Genomic DNA, 18,943 nt, shown 5'->3' on the forward strand with positions numbered 1-18,943 from the left:
TTTATTCGCTTTCATTCGACTTCTCCTTTCTGCTTAAACGTAGCTTAATCATTGCATAAATGCCCATACCCGCAAGGCCAAGCACCGTGATTTCAAACAATGTATCAAAGCCACGATAATCCACTAAAATAACGTTCACGATATTACCGCCACCCGCTAATGTGTAAACCGTATCTTTATAATATTGATTGATTGAGCCTACTAGCTTTTGCGAATGTGCTGATAAAGCGAGTAGCGTGACCATTGCACCAATTCCGATTGAAACAACTAAACGTCTAAAGCGGAAAGGCGTATATTCTTTCACCTTGCCTAAACGAGGTAAATGGTAAAAGACAAGTAAAAACAGTGCAACGGAAATCGTTTCAATTACGAGCTGTGTTAGTGCTAAGTCGGGTGCATTAAACATAACGAAGAACAGCGCAACTGTATAACCGACAGCACCTAAACCGACAATCGCTGTAATACGTGATCTTGCGATAAGTGTTGTTAATGTGCCTAATACAAGAACAATAATTAAAATTAATTGATACAACTCAATTGGTGCAGCATCTTTAAATGATAGTTTAAAGGCATTTTTATAAAATAATGTGCCAATAACAATCAAGCTAATCGCTGCAAACATGTACATAAAGTAATGACGTGTAGAGCCATGCATAATGCGTTTTGATAGTTTTGCCATTCCACGATTGAAGAAGCCATCCATTATAAAATCATAAAGAGTATTAATCGACAGCTTCTCAGGCTGTAGATGATATAGCTTTTTCCATTTGTTTAATGTCATAAATAAAATCGCACCAATTATGACAATGCCAATTGTTAACCACAGCTCAGGTGCTGTCCAGCCATGCCATAGCTTCACTGTAATATCGATACTAGAAGGCATGTCTTGATATAAAAAAGGTTGAATCGCAAAAACAGCTGGTTTAATAAATACGGAGCCAATGAGATTCGGTATAAAGAAAATCAGTAGAACAAGCGCTGCTAAAATCATTGGTGCAACAAGCATCCCAATTGGTGCTTCATGCGGTTTTTGTGGTAGCTTGTCCGCCTGCAATTTGCCCATAAATGTTTTGAATACGAAATAGAAGCTATAAACAAATGTGAAAATACTTGCAACGACAGCAACGATTAGGAGTAAAATTCCCCATGTGCTAAATTCGAATAATTCAAAATCTTTTAATGCAAGCATTGCTGTTAAAAACATTTCCTTACTTAGAAAGCCGTTAAATGGTGGTAATCCAGCCATTGATAAGCCGCTAATGAAAGCAACAGAAAAACTAACTGGCATAATGCTCATTAATCCGCCAAGCTTTCGAATATCGCGCGTTCCTGTTTCATGGTCGACAATACCAGCAATCATAAACAAGCTACCTTTAAACGTAGCATGATTAATTAAATGGAAAATCGCTGCGAATGCGGCATATTTAAACACCGTATTTGCGGCATCTTCCACATGAAAGGCGATGGCACTAGCACCTAACAATGACATAATCAAACCTAATTGGCTGACTGTTGAAAAGGCTAGAATTCCTTTTAAATCGGTTTGTTTTACTGCAAAGAATGAGCCCCATATAAGTGTTAACAGACCAATACCTGTAACAAGCCAAATCCATACTTCTGATATAGCAAATATCGGTGTGAAGCGTGCAACTAAATAAATCCCAGCTTTCACCATTGTCGCAGAATGTAGATATGCGCTGACAGGTGTTGGTGCTTCCATTGCATCTGGTAACCAAATATAAAATGGGAATTGTGCCGATTTTGTAAAAGCACCAAGTAAAATAAGGACTAATGCTAGTACAAAGTATTGGCTATCCCAAAAATATGGTGCTTGTGCAATTAATCCACGAATGGAGTATGTACCACCCATTTGTGCTAAGAGCACAAAGCCCCCAAGCATCAACAGGCCACCTGCAACTGTAATCATCATCGATTTTAATGCACCAAAACGTGATTTATCACGCTGGAACCAATAGCCGATTAGTAAAAAAGAAGAAATCGATGTCAGCTCCCAAAATAAATACAATGTAATCATATGATCAGATTGGACAACGCCAAGCATCGCTGTCATAAACATTAATAAGTAAATATAAAAATTATGCAGCTGCTCTCTTGTTTTGTCTAAATAAAAAATGGAATATAGAACAACAAGTGCACCGATTCCCGTAATTAATAAAGAAAATAATAAGCTAAGACCATCTAAATAAGATTCAAATGAAATATTTAAAGATGGAATCCAATTAAAAGAAGCAAGTGCAGTATCTCCATCCATTACCCGGGAAATAAATGTTACATAATAACTAACAAGTAGAAGAGGTACAATTAGTACGAACCAACCAGTATGTATTGTTCGAGCATAACGGAATAATAGTGGAATAAAGATGGCTGCTAATAAAGGAATAAAAATCGCCAAAACTTGCATCTCATAAAGCCTCCCTTCATAACGTTGTAAAACACTAACAATATTCATTATAACTGATTTTTCATGCAATTGCATGTACACATAGGCAATTAACCCCTTGCAGATAGAGCTATTTGTTCGTTATTATAAATAGGAAAGAATAACGAAATTTGAGGGTAAAAATTTTTATGAAAAATCCATATTTATACGGTTATTTACCGTTGTTCACCATTTTATTATTTAGTTTGACATTCGGTATTTTTACCGTGACACAATCCATTGAGTTTTTTAAAGTGATTGGTGTTTATACAGGAATGCGTGAATTTTTATCCGATTTAGAGTTGCGGATATTTTTGTTAATTGTTTTTGCACTTATTTTTTTCATGATGTTTTCCGCATTTAAATTAATTGGTGAAACAATACATGAGCTTGGTATGCTGTTTTTTTCTAGCGATAAAGTAGGAGAAACGATGAATGCTGCACGTGGAGGCTATGTCATTTTCTTTTTCGGTGCTTTGCTATCAGCCTTTGGCATTCAATCTTTCATCATACTGCTCATTGTTTTTGTATTAACAGTTCTTATTTATTTTGTATATACGGTATATAAAATGAGTAATTTCATGTCGATTGGTGGTATGATTGGCTTAATTTTCTTTGAAATAATCGTTTGGACATTGTTTATCGTTTTAATCTTTTATGTTGTAGTGAAGCTTTATAATGGTGTATTAGCAAGCTTGCCGTTTGCAAATTGAAAAGGGTGCGTCCGAAAAGTCATTTTGGGACGCTCCCTTTGCGATGAGGATGGTGACAATTTGCTCCTGCGATTACTCGTCGCAGTTAAAACCATTTGCTCCTGCGGTTACTGGTCGCAGAAAAGCTCTATTGTGCCCACTGCAGGAGCACAATTTTAATCAAAAATTGACTATGTAAAAAAACGGGGCCGTCCAGAAAGTTCACTTTCTGGACGGCCCCTTTCATTAATTCATAATCGCATTAAAAATTTGGTAATGAATTTGATAGCGCTCGATATCTTCCATTGATTGCGGGATATCATAGCCAAGCCATACAGCAGCGGTTTCCGTAGCTGTTAAACCGGCGAGCCATAAATCTTTAAAATCGTTCGTTGTTCCTGTTTTTGCACCAAGATAATTTGTAGATGTATAAAGACCAACACCTGTCCCACCTGTCACAACATCTGTGAGCAGCTGACGCATATAACGAACGGTTTTAGGTGACCAAATAACTGCCCGCTCAGTTGGCCATTTATAAAGGATATTGCCTTGTAAATCGGTTACCTTTCGAATGGCATGTGCTTGTGCGTATGAGCCATCAATAAAGCTTGTATAAGCATCTGCTAGCTCTAGTGATGTCACGCCATATGTTAAACCGCCAAGTGCTGTCGCATACGTATAGTCTCGCGGGTCAAGCGATCTGAAATTGAATCGCTCTAAATAAGAGAAAGCAGTATCAATACCGATTGTATTGTACAATCGCAATGCACTTGTATTATAGCTGTGTCGAAAGGCTGTCGACAAAGATACTTGACCATAAAGTCCACCACCATAGTTTTCAGGGCAGAAAGTGCCGATACAATAAGCGCCCCCGCTTACAGTGGAGGAGGGGGAGGCATCTATTGTTTCAAAATAAGGTGCATACACTGCTAAAGGCTTAAAAGCAGAGCCTGGTTGACGCGGTGTTTGATATGCACGATGCAAATCGAATTTTTTATAGTTCTTCCCGCCATAAATACTTGTAATCTCTCTCGTTTCATTATTAATAATCGTTGCACTTGCTTGTAGCTCAGAGGATGCTAAAATTTGATTGATCGCTTGCTCATCATGCAATTGCTTTGCAGGATCTAGTGCTGTATGGACAATGGCCCCTTGTTGGAACAAGGCATCTACCTTATTTTGCAGCTGTTTTTGTAACTGTTCCTTGTCCTGCTCTGTTTCCGCATTTGCTAGCAAAACATCGAATCCTTCATTTTGTGCAACTAACCATTTTAATTCTTGTAAAACATATGTACTATAGGCAGGGTATTGTTGTATTTTTTGCTTAACATTTAGCTGGATTGGTACGCTTTTTTGTGTTTCTGCCTCAGCCAATGTAATAACCTCATGCTCCGCTAATATTTGTAGCAAGCGCTCCTGTCGAGCCTTCGTTTGTTCAAAATTTTTCAAAGGATCATAAAGCGATGGGTTGTTAGGAATTGCTGCAATAAAGGCGATTTCTGCTAATGATAGCTTACTTAACGGCTTACCAAAATAATAAGTTGCCGCACTTGAGATACCATATACTTGATTGCTGAAATAAATTTCATTCAAATACATCGTTAAAATTTCTGTTTTGCTATAATGCTTTTCTAGTTCATAGGAGTAGAAAATTTCCATTAATTTTCGCTCATATGTTTTTTCCTCTGATAAATAGCGCATACGGACTAATTGCTGTGTAATTGTACTGCCACCCTGCTGTACGGATTGCTCAGCTGTATTAATAACAAGCGCTCGGGCAATGGCGCTCAAATCAAATCCGATATGCTCATAAAAATCGCTATCCTCACTGTAAATGAAAATATCCTTAACAATTTGGGGAATATTTTCAAGCGATGTTGGCTGTCGCCATTCTACATATTCCTCGCTATAGACATCATTATTTTTATCCACTAATGTAATAGGCAGCTTAGAAGTGATATCTGGAAATTCGATTGAATCCTGCATTTGGTTTTCAAATGTGCGTGCTGCCTCAATTTCATAGGAAATTTCACTACTTAAAAAAAATAAAAGAGGAAAACAGCCAATAATGATAAGAAAGCCGGAAAATTTTCTCATAAATTATGCCTCCAATAATCATTTATCATAGCATAAGACGGGAGTTTCTGGAATGGCTAAATGTACTAAAAAGTGGCAGGAAAAGCGTTGCGAAAACTTTTCCTGCCACTTCAGTATTATGCATGCTCTTTTAACATGTCGTCCATATATTGTATAGGGGCTTTTCGGATAAAATATAAAATAATAAAGGCAATTAGGAATAAGGAGCCTGTTACGTAAAAGACAGCTGGAATATTAAATAATCCACTGACAATACCGCCGAGTACAGGACCGATAATATTGCCTAAAAAGCGGAAGCTTTGGCTATAGCCCATTACTTCTCCTTGAATGGCAACAGGTGCATCACGGCGAATTAAGGCGGAAGTAATCGGAATTAAGCCGCCCGCGACAATACCAAATAGAAGGCGTAATATAATGAGCTGCCATAGCGATGTAACAAATGCCTGTGGTACAACGAACATCACACAGCAAATTAACAGGACAGTCAATACGCGCTCATAGCCAATTTGGTCGCTTAAATGACCCCAGAAGCGTGCAAACAGTATATTACCTAAGCCTGCTGCGCTAAATGCGACGCCTGCGAGCATAGCGACGTTTGCGGCTGTTGTTAAATGTGTGACGTATAAAGAAAGCAAGGGTTGGATGCTAAAATTGCCGATTTGAATTAAACTCGTCACAATCATAACACTGAACATAAGACGGTGGTGGAAAATCGCCCATAACACATTTTTACGAGAGTAAATGGCGCTTTTTTTCTTTTTGATGATTTCAGGCTCATGAATACCGAAAATAATAATAATGCCTGAAAGAACAATAGCGATGGCGGTATATAAAAACGTATAAGTAAAACCAAAAGTATCTGCAAGTAAGCCGCCGATAACCGGACCGAATAAAGTCCCACCAACGCTACCCATTTGCAACGTACCTAATGTTTTCCCTGCGATTTCTTTCGGGGTGTGTTTGCTAATAAAGGCCATGGACGTAGGAATAAAGCCTGTTACAACGCCCATAAATAAGCGCAGTATAAAAAATTGTGCAACATTTTGCACATAGCCCATTAAAAAGATGCTGATGGCAATACCAAAGCAGTTAATAATCATAATCGGCTTATAGCCATATTTATCTGCAATGCGTCCCCAAATTGGTGACATTAAAAAGGCTGTAATAAAGGTTGCGGCAAAAATAAAGCCTGCCCATTTTTGTACATAGCTTTCTGAGAAGTTACCGAGCGTGTCGATATAGAGCGAAAGGAAGGGCATAATCATAGTTGTAGAGCCTGCAACGATAAAGTTGGAGATTAAAATAATAATAAAATTGTGTTTTCTGTTTTTCATTGTGCGTCACATTCTTTCTCACTTAGTAGGTATACTCAGCAGAAGTTCGAGACATTTGACATGAGGTTATTTAGCTGAGACAAGATATTGACATATAGTATAACTTATTTCGTAACACGAAGGAAGTAACTTGATTGCGAAAAGCGGAAAAATGAAAAGAAATATGTTAGAATAGAAAAGGTTTAATGATTAAAATTAAAGGAGAGACACTTATGTTTCCACAATTAACGACAGAGCTAAATGCTGGCGAAGTTTTAGTAGAAATGAATACAACAATGGGTTCAATTAAAATTAAATTATTCCCAGAGCAAGCTCCAAAAACAGTTGAAAACTTTTTAGGGCATGCAAAATCAGGATATTATAATGGAATCATCTTCCATCGTGTAATCACTGATTTTATGATTCAAGGCGGTGACCCAACTGGTACAGGTATGGGCGGTGAATCAATTTGGGGCGGCTCTTTCGAAGATGAGTTCCACCATGATTTATTTAACTTCCGTGGCGCATTATCAATGGCAAATGCGGGCCCCAATACAAATGGCTCACAATTTTTCATCGTGCAAATGCCACATATCCCAAGTGATATGATCCGTCAAATGGAGCAAGCAAACTTCCCGAAAGAAGCAATTGAATACTATGCTGAACATGGTGGTACACCTTGGTTAGACCATAAGCACACGGTGTTTGGACATGTGGTTGAAGGTATGGATATCGTTGATAAAATTGCCAATGTGGAAAAAGGCATGAATGATAAGCCTGTTGAAGACATTAAAATTGAATCAATTACAGTTTTTGAATAATTCGTTGAGAGAAGTGTGAATAATGACTTCATTCATATTAAATTTTGGCTTTCTTTATTTCCCGGAGGATAAATCAACATATTTACCAGCGTTTATAGAAATACTTCTTTTGTTAGGGTTATGTTTTTTAGTTCTTAAACTTATACGTAAATTTGCGAAAAAGCAAGAGCAGGAAGCGAAGAAGCTTGAGGCACGTGCATTAGCAGAGCGCGATGAGCGCATGAAAAAAGAGCAGGAACAAAAATAGTTGTAGAACGAAAAAGGGGCCGTTCAGAAAGTGAACTTTCTGAACAGCTCCGCTTTTTTACATAATAAATTTTTGATTAAAATTGTGCTCCTGCGGTGGTCACAATCAATTGTCACCATTCTCGTTGCAAAGGGAGCGTCCCCAAATGACTTTGCGGACGCTCCTTTTTGCTTATTTATATAATTCTTGATAAATAATTACCTTTAAAGCGAGCTGCTCCTCTGCTGTTAATTTATTTTGCAGCTGTTGAATGATTTCCTCCTGTGAAAGCATGCCATTTTCTGCTTTGACACGAATATCATTTAATGTTGTTACACCTACTTTTTCAATCAACACCTGCGTTGCCTCTTCCTTTGTCGTAAAAGGCAATTCTTTAGGGTTCGCTGCCTTTGCCTCCTCCATATAGCCTGTAAGTGTTGGGTTTTGCTCAATCACTTGCTTGACTGCTTCAGCTTGCTCGCTGTTCGCTAATTCCAGCGTTACCGTTTCTGCTACTTTTCCAGCAATAAATTGCATGCCGAAATGGTAAACGCCATAACCTACTAGCCCAAGTACAATGACCGTTATCAACAAAAATTTTATTACTCTCATAATGAAAATGCCTCCATCTTTATTACATATCATTAAATACGCTTTTCTCACATAGGAAGTTTCTAAAAAAATGATCATTCACCCAATGAAACGAAAAAACAAAGGATGTCCGAGTTTTCTTTCGGCTATCCTTTGTTCGTCTTTTATTTAATTAGCAGCAAGCGCCTTTTTAAAGCGAGCAACGCCATCTTCCACAACAGCTAGTGGACAGGCAACGTTCATACGCAGGAAACCTCGGCCTGCTTCACTATATTTTGTGCCAGGCTCTAAAGCAATTTTACCAATCGTTAATAAACGCTGCATCATTTCCTCTTCTGACAAGCCCGTTGCACGGTAGTCAATCCACATTAAGTACGTGCCGTTAGGCTTTGCAACAGAAATGCCATCTAATGCGTTTAATTCGTTGACAACATAATCCATATTGATAGATAAATAGCTAATTAATTCATCTAACCAAGCATCGCCATCTGTATAAGCAGCTTGTACAGCGGCAGAGGCGAATGCATTTAAATCCATTTTGCCATGTGCCATTGCATTTTGTTCTAATTCTTTGCGTAAATCCTCATTTGGTACAACCATCATAGCAGCTTGAATACCGGCTAAGTTAAATGTTTTTGTCGGCGCAATGCAGGAAATGATTTTTGCTTGTGCACTACCCGCTACTGTTAATGTTGGTATGAATTTCGCACCAGGTAAAATGACATCTGCATGAATTTCATCTGCTAACAAATAAACATCGTATTTAATACATAGTGCAACGAGCTCCTCTAATTGCGAACGGCTCCATACAACGCCAGCTGGATTATGCGGGTTACATAGTATGTAAAGTTTCACACCTTCTTTGAATAGCTCCTCAAGTGCTGCAAAATCATACGTGTAAGAACCGTTTACTTCAACTAAATCACAGCAAACGAGCTCGCGGCCTTGGCTTTTTGGAACGTTTGAAAATGGTGGATAAACCGGTGTTGAAATCGCCACTTTATCATTTGGTGCTGTAAATGTTTCGATAATGCTAGCGATTGCTGGCACAACACCATGGTGGAATAAAATTGTTTCTGGATCAATTGTCCATTGATGGCGGCGCTCATACCAATTAACAACAGCATTTTTACAGCCACCACAAACGTATGAGTAGCCGAATACAGGATGCTGTAAACGCTCTTCGATAGCTGCAATTACTGCTTGAGGTGCAGCGAAATCCATATCGGCAATCCACATTGGCAAAATATCGCTTGCATCTTCAATATTAAAAATTTGCTCCATACGATCCCATTTATAAGAACGGGATTTACGACGATCAACCACTTCATTGAAAATTGACATAGTTATCACTCTTTCCTTTAGTTTCATTTTATTATATGTTAACATACGAATCATATAAATATAATAATTTAGGGGAATAGTAATAGTGGAAAATATCGAAATGAATCAAAAGGCTGTAAAAGTGCTTGAAGAATGGGACCCTTTTCATTTAGGTCAGGGGAGCTATGAGACAGAGGCAGCAGATGTCGTTGCTAAGTTGCAACGGATAGATGACCCAAGCGAATTAGCAAAGGTTATTCAAATGGTTTATGAGCATTCTTATGAACAGTGGATTCCATTTGAGCATTGCGTCGAAATGGCCTATAAATTGATTGCGATTAAATTTGAAGCGAAATGCATTATATAGTAAAAATAGCCGTCGGGAAATGACATTTTTCCCAACGGCTATTTTTAGCCTATGATGCCACGAATTAAAATAACAACAATGGCAATTGGTGCAATATAACGCACAATTGTATACCAAGCTGTAAATAATAGTGGGGTCGTTTGTAGCTCTCGCTGTGATAGCTGCTTTTCATAATAATAGCCAGCAAACCATGAAATGAACAATGCTCCAACTGGCATTGCAATACTATTCGTCAAATAGTCGATAAAATCAAATATTGATTTATTGAAAAATGTGATATTTGATAATGTACCGAAGGAGAGCGCGCTTGGAATCCCGATGATAAAAATAAGTGCTGCAAATAGCCATGCTGCTTTTTTACGCAAATGTAGACGTTCGCCAATGCTGTTAGAAACGACAACCTCCAGCAAGGAAATAGCTGAAGTAATCGTTGCAAATAACAGTAAAATAAAGAAGATAATTAATAGTATTTGACCAAATGGTAGCTGCTCAAAAACAGCAGGAATAATCATAAAGACAAGACCAGGTCCTTCTGTAGGTGAATAGCCTAGCGCAAAAACAGCAGGGAAAATGACTAGCCCTGCAAGTAATGAAATGATAATATTCATCGTTGCAACATTGACACCAGAGCTTACGATATTTTCTTCCTTTGGTAAATACGAGGCGTATGTAACCATAATGCAAATCCCGACACTTAGGGAGAAAAAGGCTTGACCAAGCGCTAATAAAAAGGTTTCGCTATTGAAGTACGACCAGTCTGGTACAAACATAAAGCGTACACCTTCCATTGCGCCATCCAGTGTGATGGAACGAATACATAATAAAACGAAAAAGATAAAGAGCAATGGCATCATCCACTTGCTTGCTACTTCAATGCCATCTTTCACACCCGCTTGTACGATCAGTAGTGTAATAAGCATAAATGCGCCCTGTGCAATAATGACTTCCAGTGGATTTTCAATCACTTGTTGAAATAGCTGCGAAAAATCAATGCCTTGCCCTGATAGACGAAATGTTATTGCTCGCAGTAAATAGCTTAAAATCCAGCCACCTACAACGCTATAAAACGATAAAATCAAACCACTCGTTATGACACCGAGCCAACCAATTAAAAACCATGGTCGATGTGGCGCCTGTTTTTTAAATGATTGAATTGCGCCTGTTTGTCCACGACGACCAATCATAAATTCAGCAATTAAAATAGGCAGCCCTAATAATAATGTGCAAATAATAAACAAAAAAATAAAAACACTGCCTCCATTTGTACCGACCATATATGGAAATTTCCATATTGCGCCAATGCCAATGGCACTTCCAGCAGCAGCTAAAATAAAGCCAATTCTTGATGCAAAATGCTCTCGTGAAGCCAAAGAAAACCCTCCTTAATAATTGAAACAAGTATTTATTCTACAACACTTTTTATTAGAATTCAGCAATCTTTTTTGCGACGAGTAACCACAGGAGCCAGAAAACGCCTATCTTTATAGGTGGAGTGCTGAATTCTAATAAAGCCTCCGGCGGATGTCAGGGATTTTGAAAGGAGGCCTGCACGATGCAGGTCAGTTAACCGTTGTCACAGGATGTGACGCTTTTAGGTTAACTTCTGCTAAGTGCAAGCACAATTCAAAATCCCGACGCAATTACGCCAAGGCGTAATTGAAAGAAATAAAACGAATGTAACAAAATGGAGAAAACAATCGTATCATTAATAGGAAAAATGGAAGGGGGAAGCATTATGGAGCAGTTGCTTTTAAAGCGAGCAGCTACAGGGGACAAGGAGGCATATGCCGAGCTTGTACGTTTACATTATAAAACAGTTGAAAAATTCTCCTTTCAATGTGGTGTACATAGCAATGACATACAGGATGTGACACAGGAAGTATTTATTAAGCTGTATCGTTTTTTAGCACAATTTGAGCAAGGGAAATTTACGACATGGCTTTATAAAATGACGTTAAATACAGTGCGCGATTATTATCGTAAAGAGCAACGAGAAAAGCGCAAGAGAGACAAGTTGCAATATGAGTCAAGTTCTATTGTACATATGACAACAGACGATATAGCGTTACATGAGGCGATTTTAACCTTGGATGAAAAATACCGTATGCCAATTGTTTTATATTATTTTCACGATTGTAAGTATGAGGAAATTGCTGAGATTTTAACAATTTCTTTGTCTACGGTGAAAGTGCGCTTAATGCGTGCTAAGGAGCAATTAAAAGCCATTTTACAGCAAGGAGGAGAAAGCAATGGATGATCAACAATTTGAAGCACGTATGACAAAGCTGAAAAATCATTATGACAAAATGCCCTCGCTCGTAAATGTTGAAAAAGTGGTGGCAAATTTACCAGATGAGCTACCAAGAAAAAGACAACAGCGAAGTCTGTGGATTGTTGTATTAGCAAGTGCCTGTATTTTAGCGATATTAGTATCGCTTTATGCTACACAACAGCAGCAAGAGATGCAGGCAATCAATGACGTAGAGCGTGCAAATGTCGAGAGAGTTGTTGCAGCAAAAAAGGAATTTGAAGCATGGCGTCAAGCTTTTGCACCACTTTATAAAGAGGAAAAGGAACGTCAGCGGAAAACGTTGCGATTGACAGAAGAACAATTCAATTCTTTAGCATATGTGCAAAATGCGGAAGCGAGCTATCGATTTTATACAAGCGATGAGACGCTGGAACGCTATGCACAAGGAGCTTGGCAGGGACAGTTAGCTGTTTATCAAAATGAGACAATCGAAAAATTACATTCGCCGAAATTAATGCTGTCAAAGCAACGACAAGATGATGTAGAAGAAATGAGTGCTTTGTATACTTATATGGAAAAGGTGAGAGCGCTTAGTGAGCTCTATGATGTGATCACATATACGTCTGAAATTATTGCAGCAGCAAAGAACGAAGGCTTTGTATTGATGGAGTTTGGTGGAAAAAAGAGGCTCGTTTTTGATTACACGACCATTGAAAAAGAGCTGCTTACTATATTTTCACCTGAAACAATGGGCCTTTTGGAAGTAATGAAAGTAAAGTATTATTTTTATGCAGGAGAGCTTGTCGTAGATCCTAAGGAAGCAGCAAAATCAACGCTCATTTTGGAACGGAAATTGCTAACAGAAGCATATGATCAATATAATGGGTATCTGAAAAGTAGCTATGAATTAATAATGGTTAAGCTTTTGACAGGACAAGCTAAAAATCAAGAGTATCAACAATTGCTTCAATTTTTAATAACTGAAGACAGCGCTGTTGCGCCAATTGCAACAGCAATTTTAGAGGAACTTGCAGCAACTGGAAAATCAACAACAATGGAACAAATCGATTATCGAACGATTTGGAATGCACTGTTAGCGAAAAAATATCCGTAATCAACATTAGGGCGTTCCTTTGTTCTGTCTAGTGCACTATGTTATAATTTAACATGACATTTTCGTATATAGACACAGAAGGTAGGAACGTATTATGGAAAAACAATACAAAGTGGGTGACGTGCTAACTGGAAAAGTAACTGGAATTCAACCATACGGAGCATTTGTAGCATTGGATGAGCAAACGCAAGGACTTGTGCACATATCAGAAATTACGTATGGCTTTGTAAAGGATGTTAGTCATTTTTTAAAAGTTGGCGATGAGATTACCGTAAAAATTTTAGAAATTGAGGATGGGTCGCAAAAAATAAGCTTATCGATTCGCGCATTGCAGGAAGAGCCTACCCCAATGAAAAAGGAACAGCGCAAAACATTGCAGGAGCGAATTGATGAGGATGATGCGGCAGGCTTTCAACCATTGAAGGATAAGCTACAGGAATGGATTGACCAATCAGGGCAAAAATAGTAAATCAAAAGAACCTTCTAAAGCATGAACAGGCTTTAGAAGGTTCTTTTATGGATTGAGTTATTGTGTACGCCAATCATATGGAAGTAAATCCTTTAACTTCACGATTGCATTAGCATTGACCATTACCTCAGCCTCAAGGTTTTCGACAGCTAGCTGGCTTAAAAATTCTCTACATCTTCCACACGGTGGGAAAATTATACCTTCCGAGTTGACTGCGATTACTTTTGCAATCTTATTTTCACCATTTGTCACCATAGAAGCAGCTGCTGCATGCTCAGCACAAAACCCCATTGAACAAGCTGTATCAATACAAACACCTACATAGACATGGCCATTTTGAGTTAAAATCGCTGCACCTACACTACCAGCCTCTGCCCATGGTGAAAGCATTGTTGGTTTAGTAACTGCCTGTGCTTTTTTTAGAAGTTCACTAAAATTCATTACTATTACCTCTCAATAGTTAATCATATTGCTTCCATTTGCGCAGGCGATATTGTAAATTTTGTCTGCTCATCCCAAGCGCAGTGGCAGCTTTTGTGACATTGCCATTGTGCATCTTCAACACATTTTGCACATAAAACATCTCAGCATCGCGCAAATATTCATCAAGTGGTAGCAGCTGCTCATCGTTTAAAATCAAGCTCGTCTTTGCATCGGTTTGCTGTACTTTGAAGCGGAAGTGCAATGGCAACATTTCAAATGTGACGACCTCTTCATTGGTTATCACAGCTGCAATTTCATCAAGCAATAACTCTAATTCCTTCAAATTTCCTGGCCAATCATAGCTCATAAATAACCGCATGACCTCAGGCGATAAACCTTGAATAAAGGAGGCAAAGCGAGCACGATGACGAGCAAAATAATCGGTAACGAACGGTTCGATATCCTCTTTTCGCTCGCATAGTGGTGGTATAGAAATTGTTAAATTAGCGAAGAAATAATAAAGCTCCTTTAACAATTGACCATCGCCAATTAAGTCGATAGGATCACTACCAATGCTGCCAATAATCATATGCTTTGTAACGGAAAGCTCCTTTAAAATAGCAAGCAGCTGCTCCTGCATATCGATGGATAAAAATTCAATGCGCTCGAAGAAAAATGTGTAGCTGCCATTAGTATGTAAATAATGGCGAATGTTTTCGACGATTTGCTCATCGCGTCTACTGAAAAATGTAATAAAGTCATCACTAGTTGGCAATAATGCATGATGAATACTTTCAGCAATCAAATCTTTGCCTGTTCCAGAATCACCAACCAGCAAAACTGGAATGCGAGCATGTGCTGCCTTTTTTGCATGTGTCATCACCTGCTGCATCGCGTTTGACACAGCTGTGATTGCATCGAATGTCAATGGTTCACCGTATCTTCTTAACGGCTGGTATATAAGCTTTTCCAATGATGTAATATCACGTGCAAATTCGATAGCCCCAATAAGTTTATTTTGGTCAAAAATAGGGAATGTATCATTTAGCGTCGTAATTTCATGCCCGTTTTTATTGCGATACGTTTGCTTGACATTCATTTCTTTGCGCCCGGTTTGTAAAACGCGCCATAGTGTACTATCTTTTTTACGAAATGCAAAAAGTTCAAAAAGGGAATGGCTTGTCATTTCTTCAAAAGCATAGCCTTCAATTTCCTTCATTTTTGCATTATAAAGCAATGTTTTGCCTTCGGTATCAATTGCATGAATCCCTACAGAAATATGCTCAATTGCATGTATGTAAAAGGGAATGAGTTGTCTTTGCTGTTCAAACAATGCAAGCACCTCAAATTTTCATAAATTTTTTAAAAGATTATACTTGAAAAAAGCAACAATCTTTTGCATTATTATAAATATAAAGTGTGATGAAGTGCAAATTTTTTTTGCATGAAATGACATTTAATAATTTACAAAAAATTATTTTAGGAGGATTTTTCATGATTCCATATAAACACGAACCATTCACAGATTTCTCACAACAAGAAAACAAAGACGCGTACATCGCAGGCTTAAAAACAGTTGAAGGCTATTTAGGTCAAGACTACCCATTAATTATCGGTGGCGAGCGCATCACAACAGAAGACAAAATCGTGTCATACAATCCAGCGAAAAAAACAGAAGTGATTGGTCGCGTATCGAAAGCTTCACGCGAGCTTGCTGAAAAAGCAATGCAAGTGGCGGATGAAACATTCAAAACATGGAAGAAAGTAGATCCAGCTATTCGTGCAGACGTATTATTCAAAGCAGCAGCAATTATCCGTCGTCGCAAATTCGAATTCTCTGCATTATTAACAAAAGAAGCGGGAAAACCTTGGAACGAAGCAGACGCAGATACAGCAGAAGCAATCGACTTTTTAGAATACTACGGTCGTCAAATGCTACGTATTAAAGACGGTCAACCTGTAGAAAGCCGTCCAGGTGAATACAACCGTTATGACTATATTCCATTAGGTGTTGGTATCGTTATCTCTCCTTGGAACTTCCCATTTGCAATTATGGCAGGTACAACAGTAGCAGCTTTAGTTACAGGGAACACAGTATTATTAAAACCAGCTTCTACAACACCAGTTGTAGCATATAAATTTATCGAAGTATTAGAAGAAGCGGGCTTACCAGCAGGTGCGGTAAACTATGTACCAGGTTCTGGCGCAGAAGTAGGCGACTACTTAGTAGATCACCCACGCACACGCTTCATCAGCTTCACAGGTTCACGCGATGTTGGTTTACGTATTAACCAACGTGCATCTGTCTTAAACGAAGGTCAAATTTGGATTAAACGTGTTATCGCTGAAATGGGCGGTAAAGATACAATCGTTGTTGATAAAGAAGCAGATCTTGAATTAGCAGCACAATCAATCGTGAAATCTGCATTTGGTTTCTCTGGTCAAAAATGTTCTGCATGTTCACGTGCTGTTATTGTAGAGGATGTATACGATCAAGTGGTAAACCGTGTAGAAGAGCTAACAAAAGCATTAACAATCGGTGATCCAGCAGATCCATCAAACTTCATGGCAACAGTAATTGACCAAGCAGCATTCAATAAAGTAACAGAGTACATTGAAATCGGAAAAGGCGAAGGACGTCTTGTAGCAGGTGGCGCAGCAGATGATTCTGTAGGTTACTTTGTACACCCAACAGTATTTGCAGACGTAGCACGTGATGCACGTATTATGAAGGAAGAAATCTTCGGACCAGTTGTAGCGATTGCAAAAGCAAAAGACTTCGATGAAGCAATTGAAATTGCAAACGATACAGAGTACGGCTTAACAGGTGCAGTGATTACAAACAACCGTATGAACCTAGAAAAAGCACGTGAAGAATTCCACGTAGGAAATCTTTACTTCAACCGTGGCTGTACAGGTGCGATTGTTGGCTACCAACCATTCGGTGGCTTCAACATGTCAGGAACAGACTCAAAAGCAGGTGGCCCTGACTACTTACAATTACACATGCAAGCAAAAACAACTTCAGAAATGCTTTAACCACAATAGCGGACGGACAATAGTGCGTCCGCTATTTTTTACGATTATGCGTTAAATTTAGTTACTTTTGCGTAAATTTTATATGTCATGTATGAAAATGTGTAAAATTTGTTGTATATTATTTAAAATGTGACAAAATTATAAACAAATCTTTGTTGAAATATGTTACAATGTTGGCGATATCAAAAAACAATTAAAAATGTTAAAGAGGCGAATTAATAATGGCTGAAAATTTAAACCTATTTACGTCGACACAAGATGTCATTCAAGAAGCGTTACAAAAGCTTGGTTATGATGAAGCAATGTATGAATTGCTAAAGGAACCACTTCGCATGTTAGAAGTACGTATTCCTGTAAAAATGGATGATGGTACAACAAAAGTATTTACAGGCTATCGTGCACAGCACAATGATGCAGTAGGCCCAACTAAAGGTGGTGTACGTTTCCACCCAGCGGTTACTGACGAAGAAGTTAAAGCGCTTTCAATGTGGATGACATTGAAATGTGGAATTGTAGACTTACCATACGGTGGAGGTAAAGGCGGCGTTATATGTGACCCACGTCAAATGTCTATGGGCGAAATTGAACGTTTAAGCCGTGGTTATGTACGTGCGGTAAGCCAAATCGTAGGACCAACAAAAGATATTCCAGCACCAGATGTATTTACAAATGCTCAAATTATGGCTTGGATGATGGATGAATATAGCCGCATGGATGAATTTAATTCACCAGGCTTCATTACAGGTAAACCGCTTGTACTTGGGGGCTCACAAGGGCGTGACCGAGCAACTGCGGAAGGTGTAACAATCGTTATTAAAGAAGCAGCGAAAAAACGCGGTATCAACATTGAAGGTGCTCGTATCGTAATTCAAGGATTCGGTAACGCAGGAAGCTTCTTAGCGAAGTTTATGAGTGACTTAGGTGCAAAAGTAATCGGTATTTCAGATGCTTATGGCGCTCTACACGACCCAAATGGTTTAGATATTGACTATTTATTAGATCGTCGCGATTCGTTTGGTACTGTCACAACTCTATTTGAAAACACCATTTCAAATAAAGAGCTACTAGAATTAGACTGTGACATTTTAGTTCCTGCGGCTATTGAAAATCAAATTACTGCTGACAATGCACATAATGTGAAAGCTAACATTGTTGTAGAAGCAGCAAATGGACCAACAACAGCAGAAGCCACAAGAATTTTAACAGAGCGTGGTATTCTGTTAGTGCCAGACGTACTAGCGTCTGCTGGTGGTGTAACAGTTTCATACTTTGAGTGGGTACAAAACAACCAAGGCTACTACTGGACAGAAGAAGAAGTACAAGAAAAATTAGTACGTAAAATGGTAGAGGCTTTTGACAATGTCTACACAACTGCAATGAACCGCAATATTAACATGCGTTTAGCTGCATATATGGTAGGCGTTCGTCGCACTGCTGAAGCATCTCGCTTCCGTGGATGGGTGTAAAATAAGAAAAAAACAAGTCGTTCTCTTATTTGGAGACGGCTTGTTTTATTTTTTACTCCCACTTATCAAATGTTTAGTTTTTGTCTAATAAAAAATTTTATGATATGTAAAAAAGGATTTTGCTTATGTTAATCATTATTTTTAGCGTAGTTATGATTGCTACAGGTCTTTTTATGTATAGACAAAAATTGAAACAAATTCGTGAAGAAAAGAAAAAAATAATGCTCCAGCGTTTCACTAGCGTCGCATAAATTTTAACTGAATTTTCTGTTTTCTTGTTTTTCCTTTTATAAAGAAAAACGAATACTCTT

At 38.3% G+C, this 18,943-nt stretch carries 17 protein-coding genes; 9 read left to right on the forward strand and 8 right to left on the reverse strand.

Annotation, left to right across the window (positions count from 1 at the left end):
• Position 1 precedes the first annotated feature (1 nt).
• On the reverse strand, positions 2-2,422 hold the full coding sequence (locus tag M3Z76_RS12595; protein WP_293929093.1) for a Na+/H+ antiporter subunit A: 2,421 nt from the start codon (positions 2,420-2,422) through the stop codon (positions 2-4).
• A 167-nt stretch (positions 2,423-2,589) separates the two neighbouring features.
• Between M3Z76_RS12595 and M3Z76_RS12600 the strand changes: the two genes are divergently transcribed.
• Positions 2,590-3,153, forward strand: a complete 564-nt coding sequence (locus M3Z76_RS12600; RefSeq protein WP_293929091.1) for a DUF5366 family protein — start codon at positions 2,590-2,592, stop codon at positions 3,151-3,153.
• Between the two features lie 225 nt (positions 3,154-3,378).
• Here M3Z76_RS12600 and M3Z76_RS12605 read toward each other — a convergent pair whose 3' ends face one another.
• Both M3Z76_RS12605 and M3Z76_RS12610 read right to left on the reverse strand, forming a co-directional pair.
• A complete protein-coding gene (locus M3Z76_RS12605; protein ID WP_293929089.1) occupies positions 3,379-5,229 on the reverse strand; it encodes a transglycosylase domain-containing protein in 1,851 nt (616 codons plus the stop codon).
• A 116-nt stretch (positions 5,230-5,345) separates the two neighbouring features.
• A complete protein-coding gene (locus tag M3Z76_RS12610; protein ID WP_293929087.1) occupies positions 5,346-6,563 on the reverse strand; it encodes an MFS transporter in 1,218 nt (405 codons plus the stop codon).
• Between the two features lie 212 nt (positions 6,564-6,775).
• On the opposite strand from M3Z76_RS12610, the gene M3Z76_RS12615 reads away from it, so the two are divergent.
• Both M3Z76_RS12615 and M3Z76_RS12620 read left to right on the forward strand, forming a co-directional pair.
• Complete coding sequence (locus M3Z76_RS12615; protein WP_293929085.1) at positions 6,776-7,363, forward strand: peptidylprolyl isomerase; 588 nt, start codon at positions 6,776-6,778, stop codon at positions 7,361-7,363.
• Positions 7,364-7,385: 22 nt separating this feature from the next.
• The gene (locus tag M3Z76_RS12620; protein ID WP_293929083.1) at positions 7,386-7,610 is read left to right on the forward strand and encodes a hypothetical protein; all 225 of its coding nucleotides are present in this window, start codon (positions 7,386-7,388) and stop codon (positions 7,608-7,610) included.
• Between the two features lie 171 nt (positions 7,611-7,781).
• On the opposite strand, the gene M3Z76_RS12625 is transcribed toward M3Z76_RS12620, so the two are convergent.
• The gene (locus M3Z76_RS12625) at positions 7,782-8,201 is read right to left on the reverse strand and encodes a hypothetical protein (protein WP_293929081.1); all 420 of its coding nucleotides are present in this window, start codon (positions 8,199-8,201) and stop codon (positions 7,782-7,784) included.
• 147 nt (positions 8,202-8,348) lie between these two features.
• A complete protein-coding gene (locus M3Z76_RS12630; RefSeq protein ID WP_293929079.1) occupies positions 8,349-9,524 on the reverse strand; it encodes a MalY/PatB family protein in 1,176 nt (391 codons plus the stop codon).
• A gap of 85 nt (positions 9,525-9,609) precedes the next feature.
• Here M3Z76_RS12630 and M3Z76_RS12635 point away from each other — a divergent pair, with 85 nt between their 5' ends.
• Positions 9,610-9,870: a DUF1871 family protein gene (locus M3Z76_RS12635; protein WP_293929077.1), complete on the forward strand. Its 261-nt coding sequence runs from the start codon at positions 9,610-9,612 to the stop codon at positions 9,868-9,870.
• 44 nt (positions 9,871-9,914) lie between these two features.
• Here the strand turns inward: M3Z76_RS12635 and M3Z76_RS12640 are convergent, their stop codons facing one another.
• A complete protein-coding gene (locus tag M3Z76_RS12640; protein ID WP_293929075.1) occupies positions 9,915-11,240 on the reverse strand; it encodes a sodium-dependent transporter in 1,326 nt (441 codons plus the stop codon).
• A gap of 362 nt (positions 11,241-11,602) precedes the next feature.
• Here M3Z76_RS12640 and M3Z76_RS12645 point away from each other — a divergent pair, with 362 nt between their 5' ends.
• The 3 genes from M3Z76_RS12645 (at position 11,603) to yugI (ending at position 13,701) form a co-directional block, all read left to right on the forward strand.
• Entirely contained in the window at positions 11,603-12,127 is a 525-nt protein-coding gene (locus M3Z76_RS12645) for an RNA polymerase sigma factor (RefSeq protein ID WP_293929136.1), read from the forward strand.
• Complete coding sequence (locus M3Z76_RS12650) at positions 12,120-13,235, forward strand: hypothetical protein (RefSeq protein ID WP_293929073.1); 1,116 nt, start codon at positions 12,120-12,122, stop codon at positions 13,233-13,235. Before M3Z76_RS12645 ends, M3Z76_RS12650 begins: the two co-directional genes overlap by 8 nt.
• A 94-nt stretch (positions 13,236-13,329) precedes the next feature.
• Entirely contained in the window at positions 13,330-13,701 is a 372-nt protein-coding gene (gene yugI / locus M3Z76_RS12655) for a S1 domain-containing post-transcriptional regulator GSP13 (RefSeq protein ID WP_293929071.1), read from the forward strand.
• 60 nt (positions 13,702-13,761) lie between these two features.
• Here the strand turns inward: yugI and M3Z76_RS12660 are convergent, their stop codons facing one another.
• Both M3Z76_RS12660 and M3Z76_RS12665 read right to left on the reverse strand, forming a co-directional pair.
• Positions 13,762-14,145 (reverse strand): cytidine deaminase family protein, encoded by a 384-nt coding sequence (locus M3Z76_RS12660; RefSeq protein WP_293929070.1) that lies wholly within the window; start codon positions 14,143-14,145, stop codon positions 13,762-13,764.
• A 19-nt stretch (positions 14,146-14,164) separates the two neighbouring features.
• The gene (locus M3Z76_RS12665) at positions 14,165-15,460 is read right to left on the reverse strand and encodes an AAA-type ATPase lid domain-containing protein (protein ID WP_293929069.1); all 1,296 of its coding nucleotides are present in this window, start codon (positions 15,458-15,460) and stop codon (positions 14,165-14,167) included.
• A gap of 161 nt (positions 15,461-15,621) precedes the next feature.
• Here M3Z76_RS12665 and pruA point away from each other — a divergent pair, with 161 nt between their 5' ends.
• Entirely contained in the window at positions 15,622-17,166 is a 1,545-nt protein-coding gene (gene pruA, locus M3Z76_RS12670; RefSeq protein WP_293929068.1) for an L-glutamate gamma-semialdehyde dehydrogenase, read from the forward strand.
• Between the two features lie 221 nt (positions 17,167-17,387).
• Positions 17,388-18,632: a Glu/Leu/Phe/Val family dehydrogenase gene (locus M3Z76_RS12675; RefSeq protein WP_293929066.1), complete on the forward strand. Its 1,245-nt coding sequence runs from the start codon at positions 17,388-17,390 to the stop codon at positions 18,630-18,632.
• The last annotated feature ends 311 nt before the right edge of the window (positions 18,633-18,943 follow it).

This window comes from Metasolibacillus sp. (assembly GCF_025291715.1).
GTDB classification, from domain to species: Bacteria; Bacillota; Bacilli; order Bacillales_A; family Planococcaceae; genus Metasolibacillus; species Metasolibacillus louembei.